The organism is Nostoc sp. (genome assembly GCF_054880495.1).
In genome coordinates, this window is record NZ_JBTYKD010000328.1 from 35366 (window position 1) to 59835 (window position 24470).

The window sequence follows — 24470 nt, forward strand, 5'->3', positions numbered from 1 at the left end:
AACCAGATATTATAGCGATTTATCCGCTAGCAATGTCTACGATGGGCTATTCGATGATGCACATATGACGCGATATCAAGCTGAAAAAGTGTACACGGCAAGAGGTTATTCGTATTGCCTTAAGTAGAGCGGCGTAAATAATTAAAGGTTTGTAGGGAGCGGCTCCAGCCCTCATAAGAGGACTAAAGTCCTCACTACAAACTAATCTCAATATTTTTTACATTACTTAACCTACTTTGATTTATTCTCGCCCACTTACTTATCTTTAGCTAAGATTAGTTTTATGAGTAAAGTGTAAGCTAGGATTTGCAGGCGATCGCTCTCCCAAGCTTGAAGCTGATTATTCTCATCTCGATGACAGCGATCGCGTTTGTGTTCGTAGTGAATTATTTGCCCGTGGTGGGTGCGAAGGGCCGAAACACGAATCGTGTCGTCTTTGGTTGAAAGTTCGAGATTTTCAAGAGTTTACATATATTATTAGTGCGATCGCCCATTACCATGAAGTGCCAAGGCTGCCATTCCATATTCTGAAGCACGTAACTCCTTATCAGAGATTTCTAGCTCCTTAGTATAGACCGAACTTAGTAAGATATTCAGAACTCCACTTTTTTCAGATTGACTGACGGCGCAATGGGTAATCAATTCACCGACATTAAGTATCACGTTATCTTCTGGGTCAAGAATGACACGGGTAACTGGACGATCCAGCGCTTGTTCAATCCGTTGCTTTTTCATTGCCCGTGTGCTGCGTCCTTGTAACTTTTCTGCCTTCGCTTTCAAGGCTTGCCAGAAAGTGTTGAGATTCTCTTGAGCGATGCTTGATTGCCCAGTTGAACTTTGTTTTTTAGCCATCTGTCACTGGCGCTAGAACGGACTGCGGTTGCCGGACTCAGACCGACAGCGTTCAGCAATTCTGCTTCTTTACCGTAAGTCTGGGCACGATCAAGCAGGGATTCCGTCACAATCTGCCCAGATGCCGCAATAATTAAGCCATCGTCAGCACGGACTGTTTGCACGACTCTGCGTCCTCTTGCCTGCTGGATCGCCAGATGCGCTGCCAGCGAATCAACCGAGTCACGCACCTTCGCACCACTCCTGCGAGTTACGCTCCCAATACGATTGCTAGTAGATTCTGTTGCTGCTTGCAAATTGCGGCTGATGTTGGCAGTCAGACTGCCACCTGTAGCTCGATAGAGTTCATCAAGGATACCCATACGATCGGCCGTTTCTGCATCCACTAGCGTCACTTCTTGCCCCTCTAGTAGCAGTACATTTCCGTCTGGAGTCAGCACATCCCGCTCAATATGCTTGCCAATGACATATACCTTTTGCTCGGCAGGGTCAACCAAATTGTTTGTCAAGGAGGCTGTTGCATCTCGATTGAGGTCTTGCAGTTTGCTGCTAGTAGCATCACTTACGGCTTGGAATTGCTCACCTGCATTTTGGCTTGCTGAGTGTAGCCCCCGGTTCACACTCTCTACGGAGCTTTGCAGCTGTTCATTCACGGTTTGAGCTGGTGTTTGCAGTCTGCGGTTGGTAGTCTGGGCCGAGTCCTGCAATCTATCTCCAGTTGCCTGAACGGTTCCTCGGATACCACCGACCTGTTCTTCCATTATTTGAGCAGTTTCTGGAGGTACAAAGGCAACATCATAACCAATTTTCAGTGCTTCGCCAACAGGAACGAACGATCGCCCCGAGTAAGCATCGGCAAATACACCGCCAGAAACTTCGTATCCTTCCACCAGTCCACTATGCTCGTCAAAGAACAAATCGACCAATCCACCGAGGTCGAGTCCCTCAGTAGTCAGAATTCTCTTTTTTCTCAGGACAATATTCTGGTGCAGAATCTCTTTAATTACAGGGACACGACGTGCCTTAACAACAGATTCTTTCGAGTTAACTACGATCGCATCTGAACCAATCGCTTGTACCTCTTGTAGTGGAATCACTTTTGCATCTCGAAACAGTCCCTTTTCTGCAACTAGAAAACCCAAAAGTTGATTGTGTTTCTGATCAAAAATTAAATCTATAATTCGGACAATTTTTTTACCTGTGTCGTAGGTGACGACCACTTTATCGATAACATCACTACCTTTACGCATTTATCTATCCCTCGCATTCTTATTGATTTTGTTATTGAATTACTTGTTCGTTGGTGGCTTCACTTTTAAGCTGAAAATATCGCCCTTCTCGTCCAAAGCCGGGAACTAGATGAATCACGCCAATGTATTCAAGAAGTACCCCAAATGTGGCGACTATGATCACAAAAACGGCAATATTTGCAGGACTTACGCAACTGGCACAGTGCGATCGCTAGCTAGTAGTACATACGTATTCAATTAGCGAGAATGTGTTTGATTGGCCTTGCTCAAATTAGTAACAATAATCAATGATGTATCTTGTTGTTCAAAATTTTATGAGAAAATTGATAAAAGTGCATCAAAAAGTTGGTTAGTGATGAAATTTACTAAACTTAATTATTGCCAATATTTACTGAGCAGCCAAATTAACTATACAATGACTAATCTAGCAGAACATTTGTCAAATATTAGTCATGATAAAATAAATTATTATTTAAAGAATGAAAAATTAACTCCTCGTTTACTTTGGGATAATGTCAAAGATATAATTGTCCCTGACGAGGATGCTTATATTATATTTGATGATACAGTTTTAGATAAAAGATTTTCGGAGGAAATAGAAATAATACGAAGGCAGTATAGTGGTAATGAACATGGCGTTATTAGAGAGATAGGAATAGTAAATTGCATATATGTTAATCCTAAAACTCTCAATTTCTGGGTAATAGATTATCGTATTTTCAATCCAGACAATGATGGTTTAAGCAAGATTGACCATGTGAAAAATATGCTGCAAGGGCTTGTATACCAAAAGCTTCTACCTTTCGATACAGTTTTAATGGATACTTGGTATGCGGTCAATAATTTAATGCTTTATATAGATAGTCTAGATAAAATTTATTATTGTCCTTTGAAGATTAATCGTTTAGTAGATGATAGTTTTGGTAAAGAAAAATATAAAAATATTGAATCTTTAGAATGGAGTAATGAAGATTTAGAATGTGGTAAAATAATAAAGATTAAAGGATTCCCTGGTGAGAAAAAAGTGAAACTCTTCCGGGTTACTATCTCTACCGATAGAACGGATTATGTCGCAACCAACGATTTATCTCAAAGTTCTACTGATGTTACACAACAGGTGTGTAAAATCCGCTGGAAAATAGAGGAGTTTCATAGAGAAATAAAGCAACTAACTGGCATTGAATCATGTCAATGTCGTAAAGCTCGTCTTCAAAGAAATCATATTGCTTGCGCTATGTTAGTTTGGCTAAGACTGAAAAGTTTAGCTTATCAAACAGGTGAAACTATTTACAAGCTCAAGCAAAATTTGCTTTCTAATTATTTAATTTGGCAACTAAAACGTCCAGATATTGCTATGTCTTTTGTGTAGTTTTTGGGCGCTCGGTGCGCTTCGCGCACCATTGCTTGTGCCAGTTGCGTAAGTCCTGATTTGCTCCAATATTAGAGCGCTGTCCTATGAGTCTAGGCATTTTTATTTTTAATTGTTGTTTTTTATCGTTGACCTTACTGTAAATATCATACAAGATTATTTACATCATTATTAATTTAATTTGTATATTTATTTATCGGCATCTGCTTTCGTTTACCTTGTTCTTCAAAAAGAAATAGAACCAAAAGATATATTTCTAAAGATAGATTCTTACACTAGTTATTCTCAAATTTTTGAGGCGAACTTTGGAAATAAATATTTTTATTTTTAGCTTCAATCTTATTGAATTACTTAAAAGATAATTTTAGTTAAAATACTTGCGTACTATTCTTTGTAAAAAAATAATTTTAAGGAGGGTATATACCCTAGCCTTAGCAAGGGGAGGGTAAGCGACAGCACGGGTGGGGTATTTTTGTACCTCACCAACTTGAAATCTGCTGTATATAGCTGCTTAGTGCTATTAATGCTTTATATTTAGCGACAGGGTGGTGCAAATAGCCACTCATGTTCAAATACTTAGGAGGCAGTACCCACCGAAAGCAAATCATGCTTTGATACCAGCACCATATAGTGTAAGTTAAGGTTAAGTCGATATTCAAACGAATAATTTTTGCTGAATTGCGACAGATAAAGACTAAACTAAAAAGTCTTGTGCAGCAAAACCTGTAGCTTTAAATGAAATAATCATGTCTAAGGTTCTTGTCTCCGATTCAATTGACCAAGCTGGAATTGACATTCTTTCGCAAGTTGCTACTGTTGATGTCAAACTAGGTCTAAAACCAGCAGAACTGCTCCAAATTATTGGTGAGTATGACGCGCTGATGATTCGCTCTGGTACACGCGTCACCCAAGAAATCATTGAAGCCGGCACTCAGCTAAAAATCATCGGTCGTGCTGGTGTGGGTGTGGATAATGTAGATGTTCCTGCTGCCACACGCCGGGGAATTGTGGTAGTCAATTCTCCAGAGGGAAACACAATTGCCGCCGCCGAACATGCGCTAGCGATGATTTTGGCTTTGTCTCGCCACATCCCTGATGCTAACGCTTCGGTGAAACGCGGTGCATGGGATCGCAATAGCTTTGTGGGCGCGGAAGTCTACAAAAAAACTCTCGGTGTTGTCGGTTTGGGTAAAATTGGCTCCCATGTTGCCTCTGTAGCTAAGGCAATGGGGATGAAACTCCTAGCTTATGACCCTTTTATTTCTACAGACCGAGCCGAACAGCTTGGCTGTCAGTTGGTGGAGCTAGATTTACTCTTCCGGCAAGCAGACTATATCACCTTACACATCCCCAAAACCCCAGAAACTACGCACTTAATCAATGCCACAACTCTGGCAAAAATGAAACCCACAGCCCGGATTATCAACTGCGCTCGTGGTGGGATCATTGATGAAGTAGCTTTAGCAGCAGCTCTGAAAGCTGGTACAATCGGGGGTGCAGCCTTGGATGTATTCGAGTCAGAACCACTGGGTGAATCTGAGTTGCGATCGCTCGGTAAAGAAATCATCCTCACCCCCCATTTAGGAGCCTCGACCACGGAAGCTCAAGTAAATGTGGCCATTGATGTTGCCGAACAAATTCGGGATGTACTTTTAGGACTACCAGCACGTTCGGCCGTCAACATTCCCGGACTCGGCCCCGATGTGTTGGAAGAACTCAAACCCTATATGCAATTAGCAGAAACTCTAGGTAATCTAGTGGGACAGCTAGCTGGCGGACGGGTGGAAACACTCACTGTGCGACTGCAAGGCGAACTAGCGACCAACAAAAGTCAGCCTTTGGTAGTCGCTGCCTTGAAAGGATTACTTTACCAAGCTTTGCGGGAACGAGTAAATTACGTAAATGCCAGCATAGAAGCCAAAGAACGCGGAATTCGGGTGATTGAAACCCGCGATGCTTCGATTCGAGACTATGCCGGAACGCTTCATCTAGAAGCCACAGGTACTTTAGGTACTCATTCTGTCACAGGCGCGTTGTTAGGTGAGCGGGAAATCCACCTCACCGACGTTGATGGTTTCCCGATTAACGTCCCACCCAGCAAATATATGTTGTTTACCCTGCACCGCGATATGCCGGGGATTATCGGCAAACTTGGTTCCCTACTCGGCAGTTTTAATGTGAATATTGCCAGTATGCAAGTAGGTCGTAAAATCGTCCGTGGTGATGCTGTAATGGCTCTGAGTATAGATGATCCTTTACCTGAGGGCATTTTGGATGAGATTATAAAAGTCCCTGGCATTCGGGACGCGTACACAGTAACTCTCTAATTTTAGATTTCGGACTTCGGCTCCTTTCGGCTTCTCTACGAGACGCTACGCAAACGCTCAAGGCAAGTCGCTCAGTCGAACGATTTTGGATTTTGGATTGGTAATGGCTAATTGCTCATTATTTTTCACATTAGACTTCTTGCATAAATCAAAAAAAGAACCCCACCCCGCCTTTGACTTACGTCAAATTCTCCCCTAAGAGCCTGCGGGGAGGGGCTGGGGGTGGGGTGTTAGGGACTTTTGCAAGAGGTCTATTGATCATTAACCGTTACCAAATCCCTAATCTAAAATCTAAAATCTAAAATCTAAAATTATATGGCAAACACTTGGTGGGAACTACAGATTTTATGTGAACCAGACCTAGAAGATTCGATCTTTTGGCGACTGGAAGATTTTGGCTGTCGTGGTACAGCTAGTGAAAACAAAGGAAATTCATCTTTAGTAAGAGCTTACTTGCCAACAATTCAAACACACCTACTAGATTTAGCAGCGCTGTCACTGTGGCTGCGTCAAGATGCTCTCTGTGTAGGAGTTTCATCTCCCTCCCTGCAATGGCAGTTAATCGATGAGGAAGATTGGGCGACTAGCTGGAAACAATATTGGCATCCGCAGGAAATAGGCGATCGCTTCCTCATCAACCCCGCTTGGCTACCATTACCAGAAATAACAGAACGGTTAGTGATTCGTCTTGACCCTGGTGTAGCATTTGGTACGGGCAACCATGCTACCACTCAGCTATGTTTGGAATCTTTAGAAATGCGGCTGAGTGGAGTTTCTCAATCTTTTGTGGCTAATAGTGGTAAACATGAACATCTGGTAATTGCGGATATTGGCTGTGGTTCTGGTATCCTTTCCATTGGGGCGCTGCTACTGGGAGCCGAGAAAGTCTATGCAGTGGATAATGACCCTTTGGCGGTGCAATCAACTATTAGCAATCGCACCCTGAACGACATTAGCCCAGAACGTTTACTACCTGCACTGGGAAGTGTAGACGTTTTGACAAAACTGGTTTCTCAACCAGTTGACGGTATCGTTTGCAATATTTTGGCTGACGTGATTATTGAATTGGTTCCAGAAATGAGTGCGATCGCTAAACCTGAGACTTGGGCGATCTTTAGTGGTATTTTACTAGAACAATCTAAAGCTGTTGCTGACGCTTTAGAACAAAATGGTTGGATCGTTGCTACCCTGTGGAAACGAAAAGAATGGTGTTGCTTGAATGTCCGGCGTTCTTAACCTAGTGGATACTAGTACCGCTTCGCGTAATTCGTAATTCGTAATTCGTAATTCCGTTTTAGTAAGGGTTTCAGAGATTACAAATGGGTGGCTTATTTACGCCGTGCTGTACTAATACAAGTCGGCGGAAGTTTGCTTACCTTTAACACTATTAGACTTAAGTATAAATAATCAACTAATGCTTAAGTGACATCATATATAGATTACCCAATATTGACTTTTGAAACTAGCGATGGAAGAATCGCATTTGTTAACATACTCACTCTCAACTTTGCTCCAACAAGCCTATAGTACAGGCAAAAGTAGAGAATCAGAATGATTTCATACGTGAGTTAATATGCCAGGTGATAGAATAAATTTCTAAGCCTTTCCTACTCTGATAAATCTACTCTATCCCAATTGGAGAGCAAGATGGCAAAAGCCCCAAATATACCACCAGAACCAGAGATCACGGATGAGCAAAGAGAAGGAGCAGAAGCAGAAATTCGTGAAAAACAAAAAATAGTTGACTATGACACAAAAGAGTATCCAGTGGAAGTCCTTTTCCAGAAATACAGAGATGGGCTAGATGAGGACATGAATGAGTTGTATATACCCGACTATCAACGGGAGATGATTTGGGAAGAATCTCGGCAGTCAAAGTTTATTGAATCTATTATGTTAGGACTACCCATCCCATATATTTTTGTTGCTGATTTGCCACCGAAAGATGATCATGATGATGAAGCTCGATGGGAAATTGTTGATGGTATTCAACGTATTCGTACTTTAGATAGATTTCTTAATAATGACCTCAAGCTATGTGGGCTAGAAAAGCTAAAGAAACTTAACGAATTCAAATTCAAAGATTTGCCACTTGCCAGACAGAGACGTTTTAACAGAGCTACTCTCCGCATGATTGTGCTCACTGATAAAGCTGATGAAGAAACACGAAGGGATCTGTTTGAACGGATCAATACAGGTAGCGTGGAACTCAATGATATGGAGAAGCGTAGAGGCATATCCCCAGGGCCATTTGTTAATCTTCTTGAAGAGCTTGCTAAATATTCTAAATTTCGCAAACTATCTCCATTCTCAGAAGCACTTGTTAATAAACGTGAGCCAGAGGAATTTGTGTTACGTTTTTTCGCATACCTAAATAACTACAAAAATTTTGACAGGCAAGTTAATACTTTCCTTAATAAATGAATTTCTTTTGATTCCGTTAGCACTGAAATTAAGAAAATAGTACTCTATAATTTTGAAAATCGCTCCCCAGATAATATCCATTCTCAAATAACAGATATTTCTCTTGATATTATTAAAGCTGGATTTAATAGTAAAGAATTATTCTCAGGCAATGTTGATAGAGATGAAATTACAAAAACAGCAAGAAGGTATGGATTTTCTTATGATACTGACTACTCCAAAACAAAGCATGGTGAGAAATTAAATAATGTTATGCGAAATCGAAATGACTTAGCACACGGAAATAAATCATTTGCAGAAGTTGGTAAAAATATATCAATTCGAGAACTTCTACAGGTTGAAAAGGAGGTAATAGAGTATCTCAAACAGATATTGCAGAACATTGAAGATTACTTAGTTGAAAGGAAGTATCTGGCTTAAGTCTGTAAATATATCTAATTTACTTCCTGAATGTGTGCCAAAATACTTTGAGCGATAACTTCGCCTAGTTTAACTGGAACAGCATTTCCAATCAATCGCCCTATATGACTTAGCCCTAAAGCCTCATCAGAAGGAGCAAACTCGTAATTTGCTGGAAAACTTTGTAGTAATGCTGCTTCCCTAAGAGATATAGCCCTATCTTGTTCAGGATGTCCAAAACGACCGTTACCAAATCCAAAACACTGTGTAGTGATAGTCGGGCTAGGTCGATCCCATTCCATCCGACCATAGACCGCAGGATAAGTTTTACCACTCTTTTTAGTGTGGCATTCTGCAATTAATTCTCTAGGCTAATCTCGCCAAGTTCCTCCAGGTTTTGAAGCACGAATACGATGAAGATTCAGATTAGATAGCTTACTGCATAGATGGAGTCGGTCTATCTTAGATTTTTGACCCGCAGAAAGTGGTTCAAGATGTTCAATAGCTTTTCTTACTGTTTCGTATCTTTCTGCATCATGTGTTGGTGGAATTAAGTTAACTTTGCCAAATTTTGAAGCTAGTAAAACTAATCGCTTTCGAGATTGAGGGATTCCATAATTTAGACAGTTAATTTCATAAGATTCCAAGAAATAGTTTAAATTTTCTAATTTCTCGATAAATTCATGAAATACTTGATGATGTTTTAACTGAAGCACATTTTCCATTGAAATAATCTCTGGTTCACATTCTTGCACCAGACGAGCAAAATCACGGCATAGCTTCCACTTTGATTCTCTATCGTTATAACGTCTTGAATAACTTGAAAATGGTTGACAAGGGGCACATCCTACTAAAATCCTAATACTGCTACCAGAAAAATGCTTTGCCAGATCAGAACCGCTAAGATATTCTACATCTTGCAGTATAAATTTTGCTTTGTTATTGTGCTCGTATGGAAATTTACAAGCTTGATCAATATCATATCCAGCTTTGACTGGAAGACCTGCTTGCTCAAACCCATGAGTTAGTCCTCCAGCACCACAAAACAGGTCTACTGTAGAGATACTGCTAGCCATTTACTTCCTCTTCTTGCCATATATAGCCCGACTAGCTAGACTAGCTCATTTGTACTTTGATAGTAGAAATTATTCTACAGTAACACTTTTGGCCAAATTCCTCGGCTGATCGACATCCAAACCGCGACGGGCGGCAATATGATAAGCCAACAATTGTAAAGGAACTACTGTGAGGAGGGGAGAAAGTAATTCGTCCACATCAGAGACAGGAAGAAGATCGTTAAAGATTTCCGCAACTTCGCCATCGTTGACGGGAGTCACGCCAATTAACTGAGAATCTCTAGCTTTGGCTTCCTGGGCATTAGAAATAACTTTTTCGTAAACACTACCAGGGATTGCGATCGCAACTACTGGTACTTTCGCATCTAATAGAGCGATTGGGCCATGTTTCATCTCTCCAGCCGGATAGCCTTCGGCGTGAATATAGCTGATTTCTTTTAATTTCAACGCCCCTTCTAAAGCAATCGGAAAGTTAATTCCCCTTCCCAGAAAAATAAAATCTTGGGTTTCGGCGAATTCGTGGGCTAACTGTTCAGTTAAACGTTCCTGAGTTTCCAAAGTTGCTTCAATTTCTTTGGGAATCTGCCGCAACCCGTTAATAATTTTCTCTAAAATATCTTTTGAAACTGTCTGACGACGAGCTGCTAAATCCAATGCCAAAGCATAAAACGCCATCAGTTGGGCAGTAAAAGTTTTCGTCGCCGCTACCCCAATTTCAATTCCCGCTAGGGTACTGATGATATGCGATACCAGATGACCAAGGCTGCTTTCGGGGCGATTAGTAATACCCAGTAGTCGCGCTTGATATTTGGGTTCTTTCCCTTGACGACGTTCTTTTTCCATCGCCAAAGCTGCTAGGGTATCGGCGGTTTCACCTGATTGGGTAACGGCAATGATCAACGTATTAGGCGTCACGGGTGATGGTGCATAACGATACTCAGAAGCGTAATGTACCTGAGTTGAAATTCCTGCTAGTTGTTCAATTAAATATTTTCCGATTAATGCTGCGTGCCAACTGGTACCACAGGCGACGATCTGAATTTGTTCTAAATCGTTGTATAAATCCGCAGGTAAACCAAGATTGATTGGCGATTCGGTAGATTCTCCAAGATTATTAAAGTATGCTTCTAAACTAGCTCTTACTACCCCTGGTTGCTCATGGATTTCTTTGAGCATAAAGTGTTTGAATCCCTGCTTTTCTACCATTCCAGGATTGAAGTTGAGCAGCCGGGGTTGTTTTTTCAACCTGTCGCCAGCAAAATTGTAAATCTCAACGCCCAAAGGTGTGAGGCGGGCAATTTCGCCATTTTCCAAAGGTAGCACTGCACGGGTGTAGGAAGCGATCGCTAGCGTGTCAGACGCACAAAAGAACTCCCCTTGCCCAAAACCAATTACCAAAGGTGCTTGTTGGCGGACAACAATCAATTCATCGGGGTAGTCAGCAGAAATAACTGCGATCGCAAATGCCCCATGTAAGTGGTTAACAGCTTGGCGAATTGCCTCTAGGAAGGGAGATGAGAGAGATGAGGGGGGAAGACTCTTTAAAAATTCGGCTATGAGATGGGGAATTACTTCTGTATCGGTTTCAGAAAGAAACTGGTGTCCTTTTCCTTTGAGTTCCTCGCGCAACTCGCGGTAATTTTCGATAATGCCATTTTGCACCACCGCCACTCGTTTTGCCGTATCCATGTGGGGATGGGCGTTGTACTCTTCTGGTTTACCATGAGTTGCCCAGCGTGTGTGACCAATACCAATTTGGCTAGGGGTTTCTATTTGTTCCAGTTTAGAACGCAGGTTATGGAGTTTGCCCTTTGCCCGCACACAATTAACCTTACCTTCCCAAATAGTGGCGATTCCAGCAGAATCGTAGCCCCTGTACTCTAGTTTTTCCAGCCCAGCTAATAAGATGTCTGTCGCCGCTTGAGTGCCTATATATCCAACGATTCCACACATTGTTCACACCACTTTTTTTCAGGATGATTAAATCCAGTATAGTTCCTAGCACAAATTCGACCTTTTGCAAAGAAAAAAGGGAGTAATTTACTCCCTCCGCCACTAGGTATTACTAAAGATGCTTTCTAAACTTCATCTACAGCAAAATTCAGAAATCAGAATTCAGAAGTCAAACAGGCTTTATACTTGGCTTTGAGACGAATCGTTGTGTACCTCACTTTCGTTGAAATCTGCTGTAAGTTGAGAACCGTAGTTTTCGCCTTCTCCCTAAATCCCTCTCCCATATCTGGAAGAGGGACATTGAAATTCTGGTTCCCCTTCTCCCAGATATGGGAGAAGAGGTTGGGGGATGAGGGAAAATTTTTTTCATCACCGAAGAACTACAGGTTTCAAGATAGACGCGGTTTAGTGAACTACTCCGCCGTAAGACGGACGGAACTTCCCAATTCATCGGGAATAGCCTCCAGAACTCTGTAGTTCTAGAAAGTCTGACATTCCCTCCAAGGGCAGAAGTCCTGGTTCCCAAGACCCAAATCTTTTACCCTGAGCGAAATCGTTCGCGTAGCGTTGCGTAGGGAAGGGTTCTCTTGCAACATATACCTATGCAGCTTGGTTTTCGCTTATGGCATTGATGGTCAAGACCAAGTAATTCTATCAGAAAAACAAGTAGGATTCGTCATCCATAAGCGTATTTGTTTTTGCTGACGCAAAAAAACAATACGCCTATGCAATCCTCATTTCGTGAGGCTGTTCGCGAACACCCCCCGCTCCCTATCCCCACCTTATGAGTACATTGTTCGCGTAGCGGACGCACCAGAAGGTGGGGACTTCCGCGACACGTTAAGAAACTTTAAAATTCTTCAGGACTGAGTTCTGAGTTCCGAGTCACCGTTCGCCCTTGGCGTCTGCCTTTGCAAGAAGTTCAGATCGACGGAAACCGCCGATTTGAACTTCTCGCTGAGTGAAGAATCAAGAAATTGTTTTTTTGATTTGCTTCTTTTGCCTCAAGACTCAGGACTCACGGAGAACTCTAATCGGAGGCTTTCTTTGATGGTCTATATCACTGCCGACAGGCGCAAAGGCTTACGCCTCTCCCTTGTGTCCAAGGGGGACAAGGCAACCGTTCTGGAAAGAAAGGTTGGACAGTAGATCCACATAGCGATCAGCAGTTCAGTGATTTAGCACTGAGCTTTTTAGTAAGCTAGACCCATACTGCGAGTTGTTTCAGCGCCCAGGTAAACCCGGATGCTCAAAAAGTCGGTGGGACAAGCGGTTTCGCAGCGCTTACAGCCCACACAGTCTTCTGTACGGGGCGAAGAGGCAATTTGAGCAGCTTTGCAGCCATCCCAAGGAACCATCTCCAGTACATCAGTAGGGCAAGCGCGGACGCATTGGGTGCAGCCAATGCAGGTATCGTAGATTTTTACGGCATGAGACATTGAAAAAACCGCTCCTTTCGAGTGTTCTTCTCTGCGAAAGAATCATAATCAACGCACAGTTTACCGCAGTGGTTGATAGGCCGTAATCAAAAGGCTACATAACTTCAAACAATGTAATGAACACCCTTGATCAATTGTTTTTGCGAGATCGTCCCTATTGACTTATTAATCAGCAACATCATCGCAGCGTATTTACCCCAGTCGCTTACCATAATGGGGGTGAATTGTAAAGTCATTTGCAAGAAAAGTCAATTCAAAAGATTAGATGGGAAAGTTATCTATCGTTGCTGTGCAATGGCTTCTAATAAAGCTCTGGCATCTTCTACAAATGCTTCTGGTTCTAGAATGATGTTAGTATCTAGCAATACCTTCATTTCAGGTATTTGTCCACCAAGCCTTCTTCTAAAATTATCTCCACTTCCGCATCGGTTAGTGGTGTTGTGTCTGTTTTCAGTAGCCCGGTCATCCGGTCTACTATATCGTCTGGAACTGGTGGGCGGAGTGTGAGGTCATTTTGTAGTGAATGAGCGATCGCACTCAGCAATTATCGTAAGCGATCGCTCACCAATAACTTGTATATTTGACTTTTTAATTCTGACAATCTTATAATTTTTACTTTTAGATATCAGAGGATTTCCGAAATCGCAAACTCATCATTTTTAGCAGCAATTTCGGTTGGAATCTTTGGCTCACTAACCATCACTCCCAGTTGTTCTTCGGGATTTTTGGGATCAGCCAATTTATCTTTTGTATACTCCGTTTCTCGGATTTGTCGAGCAATCCTTTCTAGTAGCCAAAGTTGTTCTTCCACAGACAAGGCACGGACGGAGCGCTCAATTTCTTCTAAATTCGGTGATATCATTTTGCTTCTGATTCCCAGCAAGGTATATTTTTCCAAGATATTATATTGAGTCTATCTGGTTAAGGTAGAGCATCGCAAATTCCCAATCATTTTCCCCACGCCGATCTTTTCACAAATCAAATGAGATTGCTATAAATAACCATAAGCTAGTTTTATGAGCTTTTAATTAAGTATTCATACCGAAGCAAAATGTACGTTAAACTGACTACATGAATTACGAAACAGCTCGGAAACTCCTCATAAATCAGACAATCATAACCGAGGAAAACCCAGATGCGCTGTTAATGCGTATGAAACACGGGAAACCCCCGATACCTGGTCAGATCACCTCGATTTTGTTGGCATTGAAAGTGGTGTTTGAAGCCCTCAAAGATGCAAAAAGCCTAGACCGAGAACTGGCTTTAGCCCTTTATCAGTTAAGCATTAAAGCGCAACAGCTGTTTACCGCAGGGTGTAAAGCCGGGGTTGATTGGCCGCCACTACTGAAAGAAGATTTGCTACGAATTTCCTTAGCATCTGAAAGTATCTTTTCGGGTATATGGCAAACCCTAGCGCCTGTAGGGTTGGGGAAGTTGTAGAACACCAATTCAGTAATTTTTAAACGAGAAGAGATGAGGGGGAGGAGGGAGACAAGGGAGATGATGGGGATGAGGGAGACAAGGAAAACAAGGGAAATGCCCAATACTTCTCTACGAGAGGCTACGCCAACGACTTCGCTCAGTACAAGTGCCCATTAACGACTTTGCAGTTCCCTTTCTAACTTGTCTAGGTCAGTTTTGAGCAAAATCGTCATTTGACCAGTAAAAGCTTTGCCAGTCTTCGGTTGGGCGATTTCCACCCAATAGACATAGCGATCGCCTACTCGTAATTCTCCCTTTAAAGCTTCTCGAATCGGAGTTTCGGCAAAACGTGCCGAGTTAATTACGCTTTGGTTGGGATACTGATACACGACTTGGGCGCGATCGTAGTCTTGATAAATCTCCAAGCCATAAATCACCCGCAAGGATTCCTGGAGACGCGCAAATGTCATACCGTTAATGGCATCATACATGGCAATGCGCTCAGTACGAATTCTGCCACGGTCTTTAGAAAATTCTATCCTACCGGGAGGCAATACCGACGCTTGAAAACTGAATCGTTGAGCAGCTGTATCAGTCTTTTGCACAAATAATTGCTCCCCACTCCTGGGACGGAGTGTGGGATGTGCTTTAATCCAGGCGCCTACTTCCTCTGTACTTTGCCCTGGTAAAGCATTAACTTTGGAATCAAAAAGTGTTCCCACGCACAGCCCAGTTGCTAGAGAAAAAGGCAAAATTAGACAGTTAAGCAGAGATTTTTTGAGCATTTTCCTATTCAGGACTTTCATGGAAATTTCCCCATTAGTGAAGTAACCATAGTCTTCCCGTTTTCAGGAGGATTACTTCAAACCTCAACCCAACTTCAGACATTAAGGATCTTACTTATCAACGCTCTATCATAGAAAAAGCCAAGGAATGGAATCGTTATGAGCATTACGTTCACTCCACAGGAAAAACAGATAATTCAAGCTTTGCTAGCCACAGGTAGATTTAACAGGGTTGATGAAGTAATTCAAACTGCATTGTGCCTTTTAGCAGAAGAGACTCTTTCCGCTCAAGAATGGCCGCACCAAGATTGATGAAGGGATAGCATCACTTGAAAGGGGAGAAAGAATTGATGGTGAAACTTTTGTGAATCAGCTTTTAACACAGTTGAAGGAAGCAAAAAAGGCTTAGGAATGAATCGGTAAGTAGTACAATTGAACTATAAGATAGAAGCCGGAAATTCTTCATAGCTCTTGCCATAATAACTCTGTAAGCTGATGTATGAGAGCGAATGAAGGCTAGCTATTATCTAGCAGATTGAAAGGGGTGGTTATAGTGTTGTCATGTTTTAACGTAGCAGATTACTTTATCTGGTTAGCAAATGATACAGGCTCTTTTATAAGTAATCTAAAGCTGCAAAAGCTTGTGTACTATGCTCAGGCTTGGCATCTTGCACTCAATGACACTCCTTTATTCCAAAAGGATTTTCAAGCCTGGATACATGGGCCTGTGATACCTGCGTTGTACCAGAAGTATAAGCTTTTAGGATGGCAACCAATTTTAGAGGATGCTAACCCGGAATTACCCCAAGAGGTTCAAAAGTTTCTAGATGAGGTTGCACAAGAGTACTTTGCCTGCGATGCTTATGAATTAGAGCAGATGACTCATGCCGAAGCACCCTGGAATTTGGCTAGAGGAAATTTACCACCTGATGAACCTTCCAACGAAGTTATTCAGAAACAGTGGATGAAGGAGTACTACGGATCTCGTGCCGAAGAAAAGGATTAAGAAGACTGAGGTTGCCAAAGACGACACATCAGGTATTAGACCAACAAAGCTGAAGCCACCTCAAGGCATCAGCTTTTCCTTTAAATACTATCAAGATGCCCACAACAAGTTTTCTTGTAGGGAAAAAGAAGTAATCTAGTGGCTGACCTTGCTTGATCGGTTAAAAGCTCTATCTAGCCTAACGGCTCAAGAGTTGTTAGTGAATCGTAGCAGTACTCTCAGATGTCATCCCATCAAGTGGGAAGATACCAGCGAGAGGGGATTTGGTTTGCCGAATGAAGAACAATTAGTTGATATACCATATCAGTTTTCCATCTCCTCAAATGAACATGGATTCTTTATTAACGAGATTTTCTACATTGTTTGGCTAGACCCAGATCATCTGCTGTACTCCGCAAAAAATTAAGGAGCGATCGCCACCTTAATTACTTTACGCACTTTCATCTCACAAAACACCTGTTATAAATCTTTTAGCGATCGCAGTTTGGTCGTTAGGCTGCTTGAGGTTATTTGAAATCTGCTAAAGTTTCAGTTAACCTAAAACTCATAACTCAGCACTGATGCAGAACAGGCAAGAAAAAATTTCGCAAGTGGTAGTGACTGCTGGGCAGATGCGCGATATTGAAGAACGGATCTTTGCGGCGGGAATGCCTGTAGCAGCTTTGATGGAAAAGGTCGCGGGATTAATTGCCCGTCGCATTCAAGATATTTACCCGAACCTTGGACAAAGGGGAAAGAATTCAAAATTACTCTCCCCCTCCCTAAATCCGCGTATCGGAATTCTTGTCGGCCCCGGTCATAATGGCGGGGATGTTTTAGTAGTAGCCCGTGAATTATACTTTCGCGGGTATGAGGTTTGGATTTATTCTCCTTTCTCTAAGCTCAAAGAATTAACTTCGCAGCACTTGCAATATGCCCAGAGTTTGGGCATCCCAATTTATCAAACAATTGAGCAACTACCAAATTCTGATTTGTTGATTGATGGGTTATTTGGGTATGGTTTAGAAAGAAACCTTACTGATCCCATCGCTTCTGCAATTAATCAGTTAAACGAATTATCTGTGCCGATTTATAGCATCGATTTAGGTTCAGGTTTACACACCGACACAGGCGAAGTATTAGGAACTGCGATTCGCGCCACCCACACTTTTTGCTTGGGTTTATGGAAACTAGCTTTCTTGCAAGATCAGGCGTTGGAATATCTCGGCAAAGCTGAGTTAATCGATTTTGATATTTCTTTAGCTGATGTAGAAGCTGTTCTAAAAGATACACCCAGGATTAAACGTATTACACCAGCAACGGCACTTGCGACTTTACCCCTACCCCGTCCACCAGTTACCCACAAATATCAGGAAGGACATTTACTGCTGATTTGCGGTTCGCGGCGCTATGCAGGTGGAGCAATTTTAACTGGTTTAGGTGCTAGGGCTAGTGGTGTGGGGATGCTTTCGATCGCTGTACCCGAATCTCTAAAACCCCTTTTGGTGTCACACTTGCCAGAAGCGCTGATTGTTGGTTGTCCAGAGACGCAAACCGGAGCCATCGCCCAATTACAACTACCAGAAAAAACCGATCTGAGTTCCTTTAATGCGATCGCTTGTGGCCCCGGTTTAACACGAGATGCCACTCCGATTGTCCAAGAAGTGATCGCCAGCGAACGCCCTTTAATTCTCGATGCCGATGGTTTAAATATCTTGGCACAAATGGGAGCGATCGCCACATTAAAAAAACGTCAAGCAGTAACCGTACTCACACCTCACACTGGCGAATTCCAGCGATTGTTTGCTGATGTCGCCGATGCCAAACATGACAGGGTGAAAGCAGTACGGCAAGCAGCAGCGCAAAGTGGGGCGGTAGTGTTGTTCAAAGGGGCGAGAACTGCGATCGCAAACCCTGAAGGTGCCGTTTGGATTGTTCCTGAAAGTACACCAGCCTTAGCGCGTGGCGGTAGCGGCGATGTATTAACTGGGCTACTGGGTGGATTGTTGGCACAAGCAGCAACTAAACATATTCCCATAGAAGATATTGTGGCAACTGCCGCTTGGTGGCATTCACAAGCGGGTATAATAGCCGCCCAAGAACGCACCGAATTGGGTGTAGATGCGTTTACATTGACACAATATTTAATCAAAGCTCTAAGTAATTAAACGGTTTTTAGTTTATTAAATTGTAGACAAGTCTCAAGTGCGCTTCCAGGGCAGGAATTTATCAGTAAGCTGAAAATTAAGAGATTAACTGTTCACAGGGTTTTCAAACGCTACCGCAAAAAATAAGTACATAGACCTGATTTCAACGTAAAAAATAAGACTGAAAATTAGACACAGTAGCCCTTGTGGAAAGACTCTGGTTGTCAAAATAATGTAAATAATTTTCAATAAGGTTACTGGAGGCATGAATAGCGATAAAAGAGAGGATAATGAATTAGTGACGAATTCATTATCCTTTCTTTAAGTAAGGAGAATGTCTTAATCCACACATATTCTCATTTATTGAATCTTATTGACATAAAAGCAACACAGGCTTGTATTGCTACAAAGTTTACTGTGTCTACTTTTCAGTCTTGTTTTTTATATCGAACTCAGGTTGAATTAGATGATGTTTAAGCTATGAACAGTCAACCAAAATCTGTTGTGAGTGATTTAGAACAAGCCCATAGTCAAGATATTGAGACAATTATCCAGTTGTTGGCGAAGATTTCCAACCGGACTCCAGAAGAGATTAAACCTCACTTGGATACCATGCTTGAGCAACTCGTGCAACCATCAAGGGAACGCCCTTTCTATGAAACTGCAAGCCCTCAAGAGTGGCTAGCAGCATTTACTGAGTGGGTGGAGAGTCACCGAGGGCTTAACCTCCCAACACTAGAAGATGAAGCCATTAGCCGAGAAAGTATTTATGGAGAGCGAGGTTAAGTGCCGTACCTTGTAGATACCAATGTTCTATTAAGGAGTGTAGACCTTAACCATCCGATGAACCCGGATGCAGCCAAGGCTATCAGCACGTTAAGCAGTCGCGGTGAACGGTTACACATCGTACCACAAAACTTGATTGAATTTTGGAACGTCTACACACGCCCAACCGAGCGAAATGGCTTAGGGCGTAGTGTGGCAGAAACACAAACAGAAGTAAACCGTTTAAAGGTGTTGTTCCCATTATTACTAGATACACAGGCAATTTACCAGGAATGGGAAAGGCTGGTGGTTGCTTATGGGATTAGAGGAGTCAACGTACACGATGCGCGACTAGTTGCAGCAATGCTGGTGCATGGGTTAACCCATATTCTTACATTTAATATTAGTGATTTTGCCCGTTACTCAGAAATTACTGCTGCTAATCCAACTGCGATCTCACCTTAAATTACACCCATAGATGATTACTTGTATACAAGTAATCATCTATAAATGAGGTTTTTATTTATGGAATTCAGCACGACTAATAATCTTCTGAATCGCTGCCCCAGTCAAAGATTTACGAGGAGATAAAAAGCAGCTTAGTAGTCTTGATTTTCTAAATACCAACGCTGTAGCGCCAGCCGTTGAATTTCGCGCCAGGGAATATGATGTTTTCGGGCTAAGTCTGCACAATCTTCATATTCTGGCTGCACATTAGCAATAACTTTTTCTAGTGATTGTCCCTTCCATGCTATTTTGACACGCACTTTGCCATATTCAATTTCCACTTGTTGAATTTCCCGTTGTAAAATGGCGCGTTGCTGAGTTGTTCGCCGAATACCCAAAGTAGTGGTTTCGCTAAATAAAACCGCTTCACAACTGAGTAAATTTTCTGGATGACAAATCACAGTCAGCAAAATCCCTAGACGGGACTTTTTCATGCCGATCGCTTGGGTAAAAACATCCAGCGCACCAGCCGCAAACAACGCCTCAAACACATAGCCGATCGCTTGCGGATTTAAATCATCAACTTGGGTTTCTAATACTGAGATGGTTTCTAAATTTTGGCTGCTATCTTCAGAATCACTGAAATTAGACTGTAAACTTGCGCTTTCGCCCAACCAGAGGCGTAGAATATTGGGAATGGGTAAATTTATGGTTCCTGCTCCTAGTCCTATCTGCTTAATAGCGATCGCCGGTGGTGAACCAAAATCTCTTGCCAAAGTAGTGGCGATCGCGGCTCCGGTTGGTGTCACCAGTTCTCGTTCAATGCCATTACTATAAACTGGACAACCCCGCATTTCCCACAGCTTTAATACTGCTGGTACTGGTACTGCCATCTGACCATGTGCAGCCCGAACAGTGCCGCCACCAGTCGGGAACGCCGAGCAGTAAAGTAAAGGCCATCCTTCCTGATTGCTCTCAATCCCCAACCAATCCAACCCCAGGCAAGTACCCACGATATCGACGATCGCATCTACAGCACCCACCTCATGAAAATGAACTTTTTCAGGGGAAATACCATGCACCGCCCCTTCTGCGACTGCTAGCTGCCGGAATACCGCCAAACTCCAAGCTTCTGCCCGTGATGGCAACCCCGCTTTGAGAATCATCCGCTCTATCTCTGGCAGATGGCGTGTGCGATCGTGACTGTGTTCGCGATCGTGGTGATAGTGATCCTCTACTAAATCCACATGAACTTTAGTCGCCTGTTGACCATTACGTTGGACAAACTCTGCCCTTAACTGATATTCCTGTTCAATACCCAACCCATTGAGTTTTTCAATTAAATACTCCACAGGAACACCCAAACTTACCAAAGCACCGAGGCACATATCACCAGAAATTCCTGTCGGACATTGAAGATAAGCTATTTTAGTCATTAGTTATTAGTCATTAATTATTAGTCATTGGGCACTTGTACTGAGCGACGTCGTTGGCGCAGCCTCTCCTAGAGAAGTATTGGGCATTGGGCACTTGTACTGAGCGACGTCGTTGGCGCAGCCTCTCCTAGAGAAGTATTGGGCATTGGGCACTTGTACTGAGCGACGTCGTTGGCGCAGCCTCTCCTAGAGAAGTATTGGGCATTGGGCATAGGTAGGTTATTCTCCTTGTCCCCCTCATCTCCCTCATCTCCCTCATCCTCCACTCCCCGTCCTATGGCAAAAATTTTCTTAGTTCATCCGGATAATCCTCAAATTCGCCGAATAGAGGAAATAAAGTCGGCGCTTTTAAGTGGCGCAGTCATGCTTTACCCTACTGATACAGTCTATGCGATCGGTTGTGATTTGAATGCTAAATCGGCGGTAGAACGAGTGCGGCAAATTAAACAGCTAGCAAATGATAAACCACTGACATTTTTATGTCCCTCGCTTTCAAATGTGGCAACTTATGCCTTCGTAAGTGACACAGGCTATCGAATTATGAAGCGGCTGATTCCAGGTCCATACACGTTTTTGCTCCCAGCGACTAAGTTAGTACCGCGATTGGTGCAAAGCCCCAAACGGAAAACTACTGGAATTAGAGTACCAAACCATACTATGTGTTTGGAGTTGCTGGCAGCGTTAGGCAATCCGATTATTTCTACTTCAGCACATTTGCCACCAGATGAATCAGATAATGGCATGATTCCGATAGTTCCAGAAACTATTCTGTCGCGGGTAGAGCTATTTGACCGTTTGGACAAGTTGGTAGACATAATTGTAGACACTGGCGAGGAACCTACATATGAAGTCTCTACCATCTTGGATATGACCGGAGACGAAGCAGTAATGATACGGAGGGGTTTAGGTTGGGAAGCCGCAGCAGCATGGGTATAAGAATTCCACTTCACAGGCGTACCTCTTTGTTTCAGAAATTGTGATCAAAACAACTCCAGTTTTGAAATTGTCATATTTAAAGGCGATGTCTACGACGGGCTGTTTGGTGAAGCAGTGGATATAACAAAATGGTGGCAACAGTTGACACAGCAAGGTATTTGACAACTTTGAGAAAATGGCGGGTACTCGTGTCCCAGCCTCAATCTAGTGGCTTGTGAAAAAAACCGACACATTGCCATAACTGTAACTCTTTCGTATTTCCTACAGTTTTATATATGACCTTTAGATATGAGCATTACATACGGCAAGTTTTGATGGATGAATGCCTAAAGATTCACAAGCCAATCACGGTCTTGATTGCTGTGTCTGCGTTGTAATTACGGTGCAATACTACTACCTGGAAAAGTCATGAAAGCTAACGTCGTCAATCTACCAAACTCTAGACCCATTTTTGAGAACCACCTTTCGACTGAAGAATTTTCAGACAGCAGCAGCGATACCTTGATTGGATTGCTGTGTGAGGAAATGCAAGGGCAAGTAAAAGCAGCGCCCAAGTGCGTAGAAGCTTTAGCAAAGCGCATAGTCGTGGAAGTAGAACGCATTTGCGATAAAAGCTCCCGTATTCAAACATCTGGGGAAATCAAGTCCTGGCAGATGACGTTGGGAAGGCATCGGATGCAAAAGTGTTTACGTTACTACCAACTAGGTTCCAAACAAGGGCGGGTGGAATTACATAGCAATTTGGGTGCTATGGTTTACCGCCATATAACTATGTCCGGCTCAGAGTTGGGTTTTGAGGCTCGTTACAGCCTGATTGAAGATTTTTTACAAGCATTTTATATCGAAGCTATTAAAGCTTTCCGCAGGGAAAACGAACTACCTAATGATCACACGCCGCGTACTCAGCTGCAATTAGCTGAATATATGTCCTTTACAGAACAGTACGCCAAACGCCGGATCAATTTACCTAGTGGTGCAAATCAGCAATTAATTATCTTGCGAGCCCAAGGTTTTGCTCGTCGTCAGCCCCAAGAAACTACTGTGGATATTGAAATGGCGGTAGAGTGTGCCAAGGGTGAAGAAGCAGAATCTTACCAGCGCAACTCGGCGGTGCAACAGCTGCGATCGCAGATGATTGCCCAAACTAATTTCGATCCATCGGAAGAGTCAGAACGCGATCGCGTCATCACTGAATTGATGAAATATCTGGAGTCTCAAGGTCAATCTGACTGTATGAACTACCTCAGCTTGAAACTTCAAGATCTCTCAGCCCCAGAAATTGACCAAATTCTCGGTTTAACCAGCCGTCAGCGCGATTATCTCCAACAACGGTTTAAATACCATGTGGAAAAGTTTTCCAAGCAACACCATTGGCAATTGGTACATCAATGGTTGGGTGCGGGTTTAGAGCAAAAGTTGGGTTTATCTTCCCAGCAGTGGGAAATCTTTGTGAATCAACTCACACAAGAGCAACAACAAATATTACAGTTAAAAACTGCACGGGAAAACGATCAAGCGATCGCCAAAGTCATCAAATGCACCCCCAAACAGCTACAAAAGCGCTGGACTCAACTTTTAGAAATCGCATGGGCTATCCGCAACGGTCATACTGAAGCTCAGACAGGTTGAAGCCCAAGGGAAATCCCTGTGTTTCTCCAACTTAATTTAATTTATTAAAGATGTTTTTATAGATAACTTTCTCTGTAATCCGTCTACAAAAAACCTATTTCTATGGCTAGCATCAAGATGTAACAGGAAGCGGGACAGAGTAACCTTCTCCTAAAATATGCGCGACAAAACTTGTTCTAGCGTAAAAAGCACGCGAGATACTTCCATGCCCAGGTCCTTTTGTTCTTGGTTGTACAAGTACGCCCATTTTGCCACTTAGCTGTTCAAATCCTTGATTTTTAATAGTGTCTCGTATTAGGTTATAATCCGCTTTTACCTGAGCGTAGATTTCAGGATGATCAAGATCGAATGAAGCAACAGAATGTAGAAGCGAGCAGTTTTCGTTCTGATTTTCAAAAACTCGGGCAACAACTACAATTTTTTGTAGTTTATTGAAAAGATGACTATCTTCAAACTTTTTAGCAGCAACTTCTATCGGGTCTATCATTGTAATTGCCATTGTCTCTTTAACTTTGAGTAGTTTTGTACGTTTATTAAGTATAAGTGGAACTACTTTAAGTTCCCAACTTCCAAAGTTTGGAGATCGGGATGAGTTGAGCGGTAATCCTAGAAAACGCTCAATTGTATGGCCAGACCAACCTTTATTTTTTTTACCCGCTTCATGCCAGACTGTAACGCCGTACTGAACTGCCAACTCTCGTAGGTCTTTACCTACAAGTTCGTTTAGCCTTGCAAGCGCTTCTACTCGTTCCATAGAATGTATTGCTTGGATAGTAGTTTATAGAGATTCATGAAGCATTTGTAAAAAAGCTCAGAATCTTTTTTGTAG

26 protein-coding genes are annotated in these 24470 nt (G+C 42.5%); 14 read left to right on the forward strand and 12 right to left on the reverse strand.

All coding sequences use genetic code 11. The annotated features are described in order from the left end of the window. Nucleotides 1-477: 477 nt before the first annotated feature. Nucleotides 478-852, reverse strand: coding sequence for a hypothetical protein (locus ACYTXL_RS28650; RefSeq protein ID WP_461927591.1), 375 nt, complete (start codon nt 850-852; stop codon nt 478-480). Next, nucleotides 777-2102 (reverse strand): PRC-barrel domain-containing protein, encoded by a 1326-nt coding sequence (locus tag ACYTXL_RS28655; protein WP_461927592.1) that lies wholly within the window; start codon nt 2100-2102, stop codon nt 777-779. The genes ACYTXL_RS28650 and ACYTXL_RS28655 overlap by 76 nt, the downstream gene beginning before the upstream one ends. 355 nt (nt 2103-2457) lie before the next feature. On the opposite strand from ACYTXL_RS28655, the gene ACYTXL_RS28660 reads away from it, so the two are divergent. From ACYTXL_RS28660 to ACYTXL_RS28680, 5 genes are all read left to right on the forward strand, one after another. Further along, complete coding sequence (locus tag ACYTXL_RS28660; RefSeq protein ID WP_461927632.1) at nt 2458-3471, forward strand: IS701 family transposase; 1014 nt, start codon at nt 2458-2460, stop codon at nt 3469-3471. 746 nt (nt 3472-4217) lie between these two features. Next, a complete protein-coding gene (serA, locus tag ACYTXL_RS28665; protein ID WP_461927593.1) occupies nt 4218-5798 on the forward strand; it encodes a phosphoglycerate dehydrogenase in 1581 nt (526 codons plus the stop codon). A 315-nt stretch (nt 5799-6113) separates the two neighbouring features. Further along, on the forward strand, nt 6114-7034 hold the full coding sequence (gene prmA, locus ACYTXL_RS28670; protein WP_461927594.1) for a 50S ribosomal protein L11 methyltransferase: 921 nt from the start codon (nt 6114-6116) through the stop codon (nt 7032-7034). 411 nt (nt 7035-7445) lie between these two features. Beyond that, nucleotides 7446-8222: a DUF262 domain-containing protein gene (locus ACYTXL_RS28675; RefSeq protein ID WP_461927595.1), complete on the forward strand. Its 777-nt coding sequence runs from the start codon at nt 7446-7448 to the stop codon at nt 8220-8222. Further along, complete coding sequence (locus ACYTXL_RS28680; RefSeq protein WP_461927633.1) at nt 8223-8642, forward strand: MAE_28990/MAE_18760 family HEPN-like nuclease; 420 nt, start codon at nt 8223-8225, stop codon at nt 8640-8642. It begins immediately after the preceding gene. A gap of 14 nt (nt 8643-8656) precedes the next feature. Here ACYTXL_RS28680 and ACYTXL_RS28685 read toward each other — a convergent pair whose 3' ends face one another. The 6 genes from ACYTXL_RS28685 to ACYTXL_RS28710 all read right to left on the reverse strand — a co-directional run bounded on the left by ACYTXL_RS28685 (nt 8657) and on the right by ACYTXL_RS28710 (nt 13951). Further along, nucleotides 8657-8980, reverse strand: coding sequence for a DNA cytosine methyltransferase (locus ACYTXL_RS28685; protein ID WP_461927634.1), 324 nt, complete (start codon nt 8978-8980; stop codon nt 8657-8659). Nucleotides 8981-8992: 12 nt separating this feature from the next. Continuing rightward, a complete protein-coding gene (locus ACYTXL_RS28690; protein ID WP_461927596.1) occupies nt 8993-9697 on the reverse strand; it encodes a DNA cytosine methyltransferase in 705 nt (234 codons plus the stop codon). A gap of 69 nt (nt 9698-9766) precedes the next feature. Beyond that, entirely contained in the window at nt 9767-11650 is a 1884-nt protein-coding gene (gene glmS / locus ACYTXL_RS28695) for a glutamine--fructose-6-phosphate transaminase (isomerizing) (RefSeq protein ID WP_461927597.1), read from the reverse strand. Nucleotides 11651-12843: 1193 nt separating this feature from the next. Then, nucleotides 12844-13089, reverse strand: a complete 246-nt coding sequence (gene psaC, locus ACYTXL_RS28700) for a photosystem I iron-sulfur center protein PsaC (protein WP_015196969.1) — start codon at nt 13087-13089, stop codon at nt 12844-12846. Between the two features lie 370 nt (nt 13090-13459). Next, the gene (locus tag ACYTXL_RS28705; protein ID WP_461927598.1) at nt 13460-13633 is read right to left on the reverse strand and encodes a hypothetical protein; all 174 of its coding nucleotides are present in this window, start codon (nt 13631-13633) and stop codon (nt 13460-13462) included. Between the two features lie 81 nt (nt 13634-13714). After that, entirely contained in the window at nt 13715-13951 is a 237-nt protein-coding gene (locus ACYTXL_RS28710) for a hypothetical protein (protein WP_461927599.1), read from the reverse strand. Between the two features lie 209 nt (nt 13952-14160). Between ACYTXL_RS28710 and ACYTXL_RS28715 the strand changes: the two genes are divergently transcribed. Next, a complete protein-coding gene (locus tag ACYTXL_RS28715; protein WP_461927600.1) occupies nt 14161-14529 on the forward strand; it encodes a Dethiobiotin synthetase in 369 nt (122 codons plus the stop codon). Between the two features lie 155 nt (nt 14530-14684). Here ACYTXL_RS28715 and ACYTXL_RS28720 read toward each other — a convergent pair whose 3' ends face one another. Further along, nucleotides 14685-15296, reverse strand: a complete 612-nt coding sequence (locus ACYTXL_RS28720) for a hypothetical protein (RefSeq protein WP_461927601.1) — start codon at nt 15294-15296, stop codon at nt 14685-14687. A gap of 159 nt (nt 15297-15455) precedes the next feature. On the opposite strand from ACYTXL_RS28720, the gene ACYTXL_RS28725 reads away from it, so the two are divergent. The 6 genes from ACYTXL_RS28725 to ACYTXL_RS28750 all read left to right on the forward strand — a co-directional run bounded on the left by ACYTXL_RS28725 (nt 15456) and on the right by ACYTXL_RS28750 (nt 19658). Then, nucleotides 15456-15608 (forward strand): ribbon-helix-helix domain-containing protein, encoded by a 153-nt coding sequence (locus ACYTXL_RS28725; RefSeq protein WP_461927602.1) that lies wholly within the window; start codon nt 15456-15458, stop codon nt 15606-15608. A 331-nt stretch (nt 15609-15939) separates the two neighbouring features. Further along, nucleotides 15940-16302, forward strand: a complete 363-nt coding sequence (locus ACYTXL_RS28730; protein ID WP_461927603.1) for a Panacea domain-containing protein — start codon at nt 15940-15942, stop codon at nt 16300-16302. A gap of 148 nt (nt 16303-16450) precedes the next feature. Continuing rightward, nucleotides 16451-16708, forward strand: coding sequence for a hypothetical protein (locus tag ACYTXL_RS28735; RefSeq protein WP_461927604.1), 258 nt, complete (start codon nt 16451-16453; stop codon nt 16706-16708). A 154-nt stretch (nt 16709-16862) separates the two neighbouring features. Next, entirely contained in the window at nt 16863-18449 is a 1587-nt protein-coding gene (locus tag ACYTXL_RS28740) for an NAD(P)H-hydrate dehydratase (RefSeq protein ID WP_461927605.1), read from the forward strand. 459 nt (nt 18450-18908) lie between these two features. Next, a complete protein-coding gene (locus ACYTXL_RS28745) occupies nt 18909-19214 on the forward strand; it encodes a hypothetical protein (RefSeq protein ID WP_461927606.1) in 306 nt (101 codons plus the stop codon). Next, nucleotides 19215-19658 carry a type II toxin-antitoxin system VapC family toxin gene (locus ACYTXL_RS28750; RefSeq protein WP_461927607.1) on the forward strand — a complete coding sequence of 148 codons (444 nt, stop codon included), beginning with the start codon at nt 19215-19217 and terminating at the stop codon, nt 19656-19658. 134 nt (nt 19659-19792) lie between these two features. Here ACYTXL_RS28750 and larC read toward each other — a convergent pair whose 3' ends face one another. Together larC and ACYTXL_RS28760 are read right to left on the reverse strand one after the other, a co-directional pair. Next, on the reverse strand, nt 19793-21076 hold the full coding sequence (gene larC, locus ACYTXL_RS28755; RefSeq protein WP_461927608.1) for a nickel pincer cofactor biosynthesis protein LarC: 1284 nt from the start codon (nt 21074-21076) through the stop codon (nt 19793-19795). Between the two features lie 68 nt (nt 21077-21144). After that, the gene (locus ACYTXL_RS28760; RefSeq protein WP_461927609.1) at nt 21145-21288 is read right to left on the reverse strand and encodes a hypothetical protein; all 144 of its coding nucleotides are present in this window, start codon (nt 21286-21288) and stop codon (nt 21145-21147) included. 64 nt (nt 21289-21352) lie between these two features. Here ACYTXL_RS28760 and ACYTXL_RS28765 point away from each other — a divergent pair, with 64 nt between their 5' ends. Both ACYTXL_RS28765 and ACYTXL_RS28770 read left to right on the forward strand, forming a co-directional pair. Continuing rightward, nucleotides 21353-22012: an L-threonylcarbamoyladenylate synthase gene (locus tag ACYTXL_RS28765; protein ID WP_461927610.1), complete on the forward strand. Its 660-nt coding sequence runs from the start codon at nt 21353-21355 to the stop codon at nt 22010-22012. Between the two features lie 408 nt (nt 22013-22420). Then, on the forward strand, nt 22421-23641 hold the full coding sequence (locus ACYTXL_RS28770) for a HetZ-related protein (protein WP_461927611.1): 1221 nt from the start codon (nt 22421-22423) through the stop codon (nt 23639-23641). Nucleotides 23642-23753: 112 nt separating this feature from the next. Here ACYTXL_RS28770 and ACYTXL_RS28775 read toward each other — a convergent pair whose 3' ends face one another. Next, the gene (locus ACYTXL_RS28775; protein WP_461927612.1) at nt 23754-24395 is read right to left on the reverse strand and encodes an MvaI/BcnI family restriction endonuclease; all 642 of its coding nucleotides are present in this window, start codon (nt 24393-24395) and stop codon (nt 23754-23756) included. Nucleotides 24396-24470: the final 75 nt, after the last annotated feature.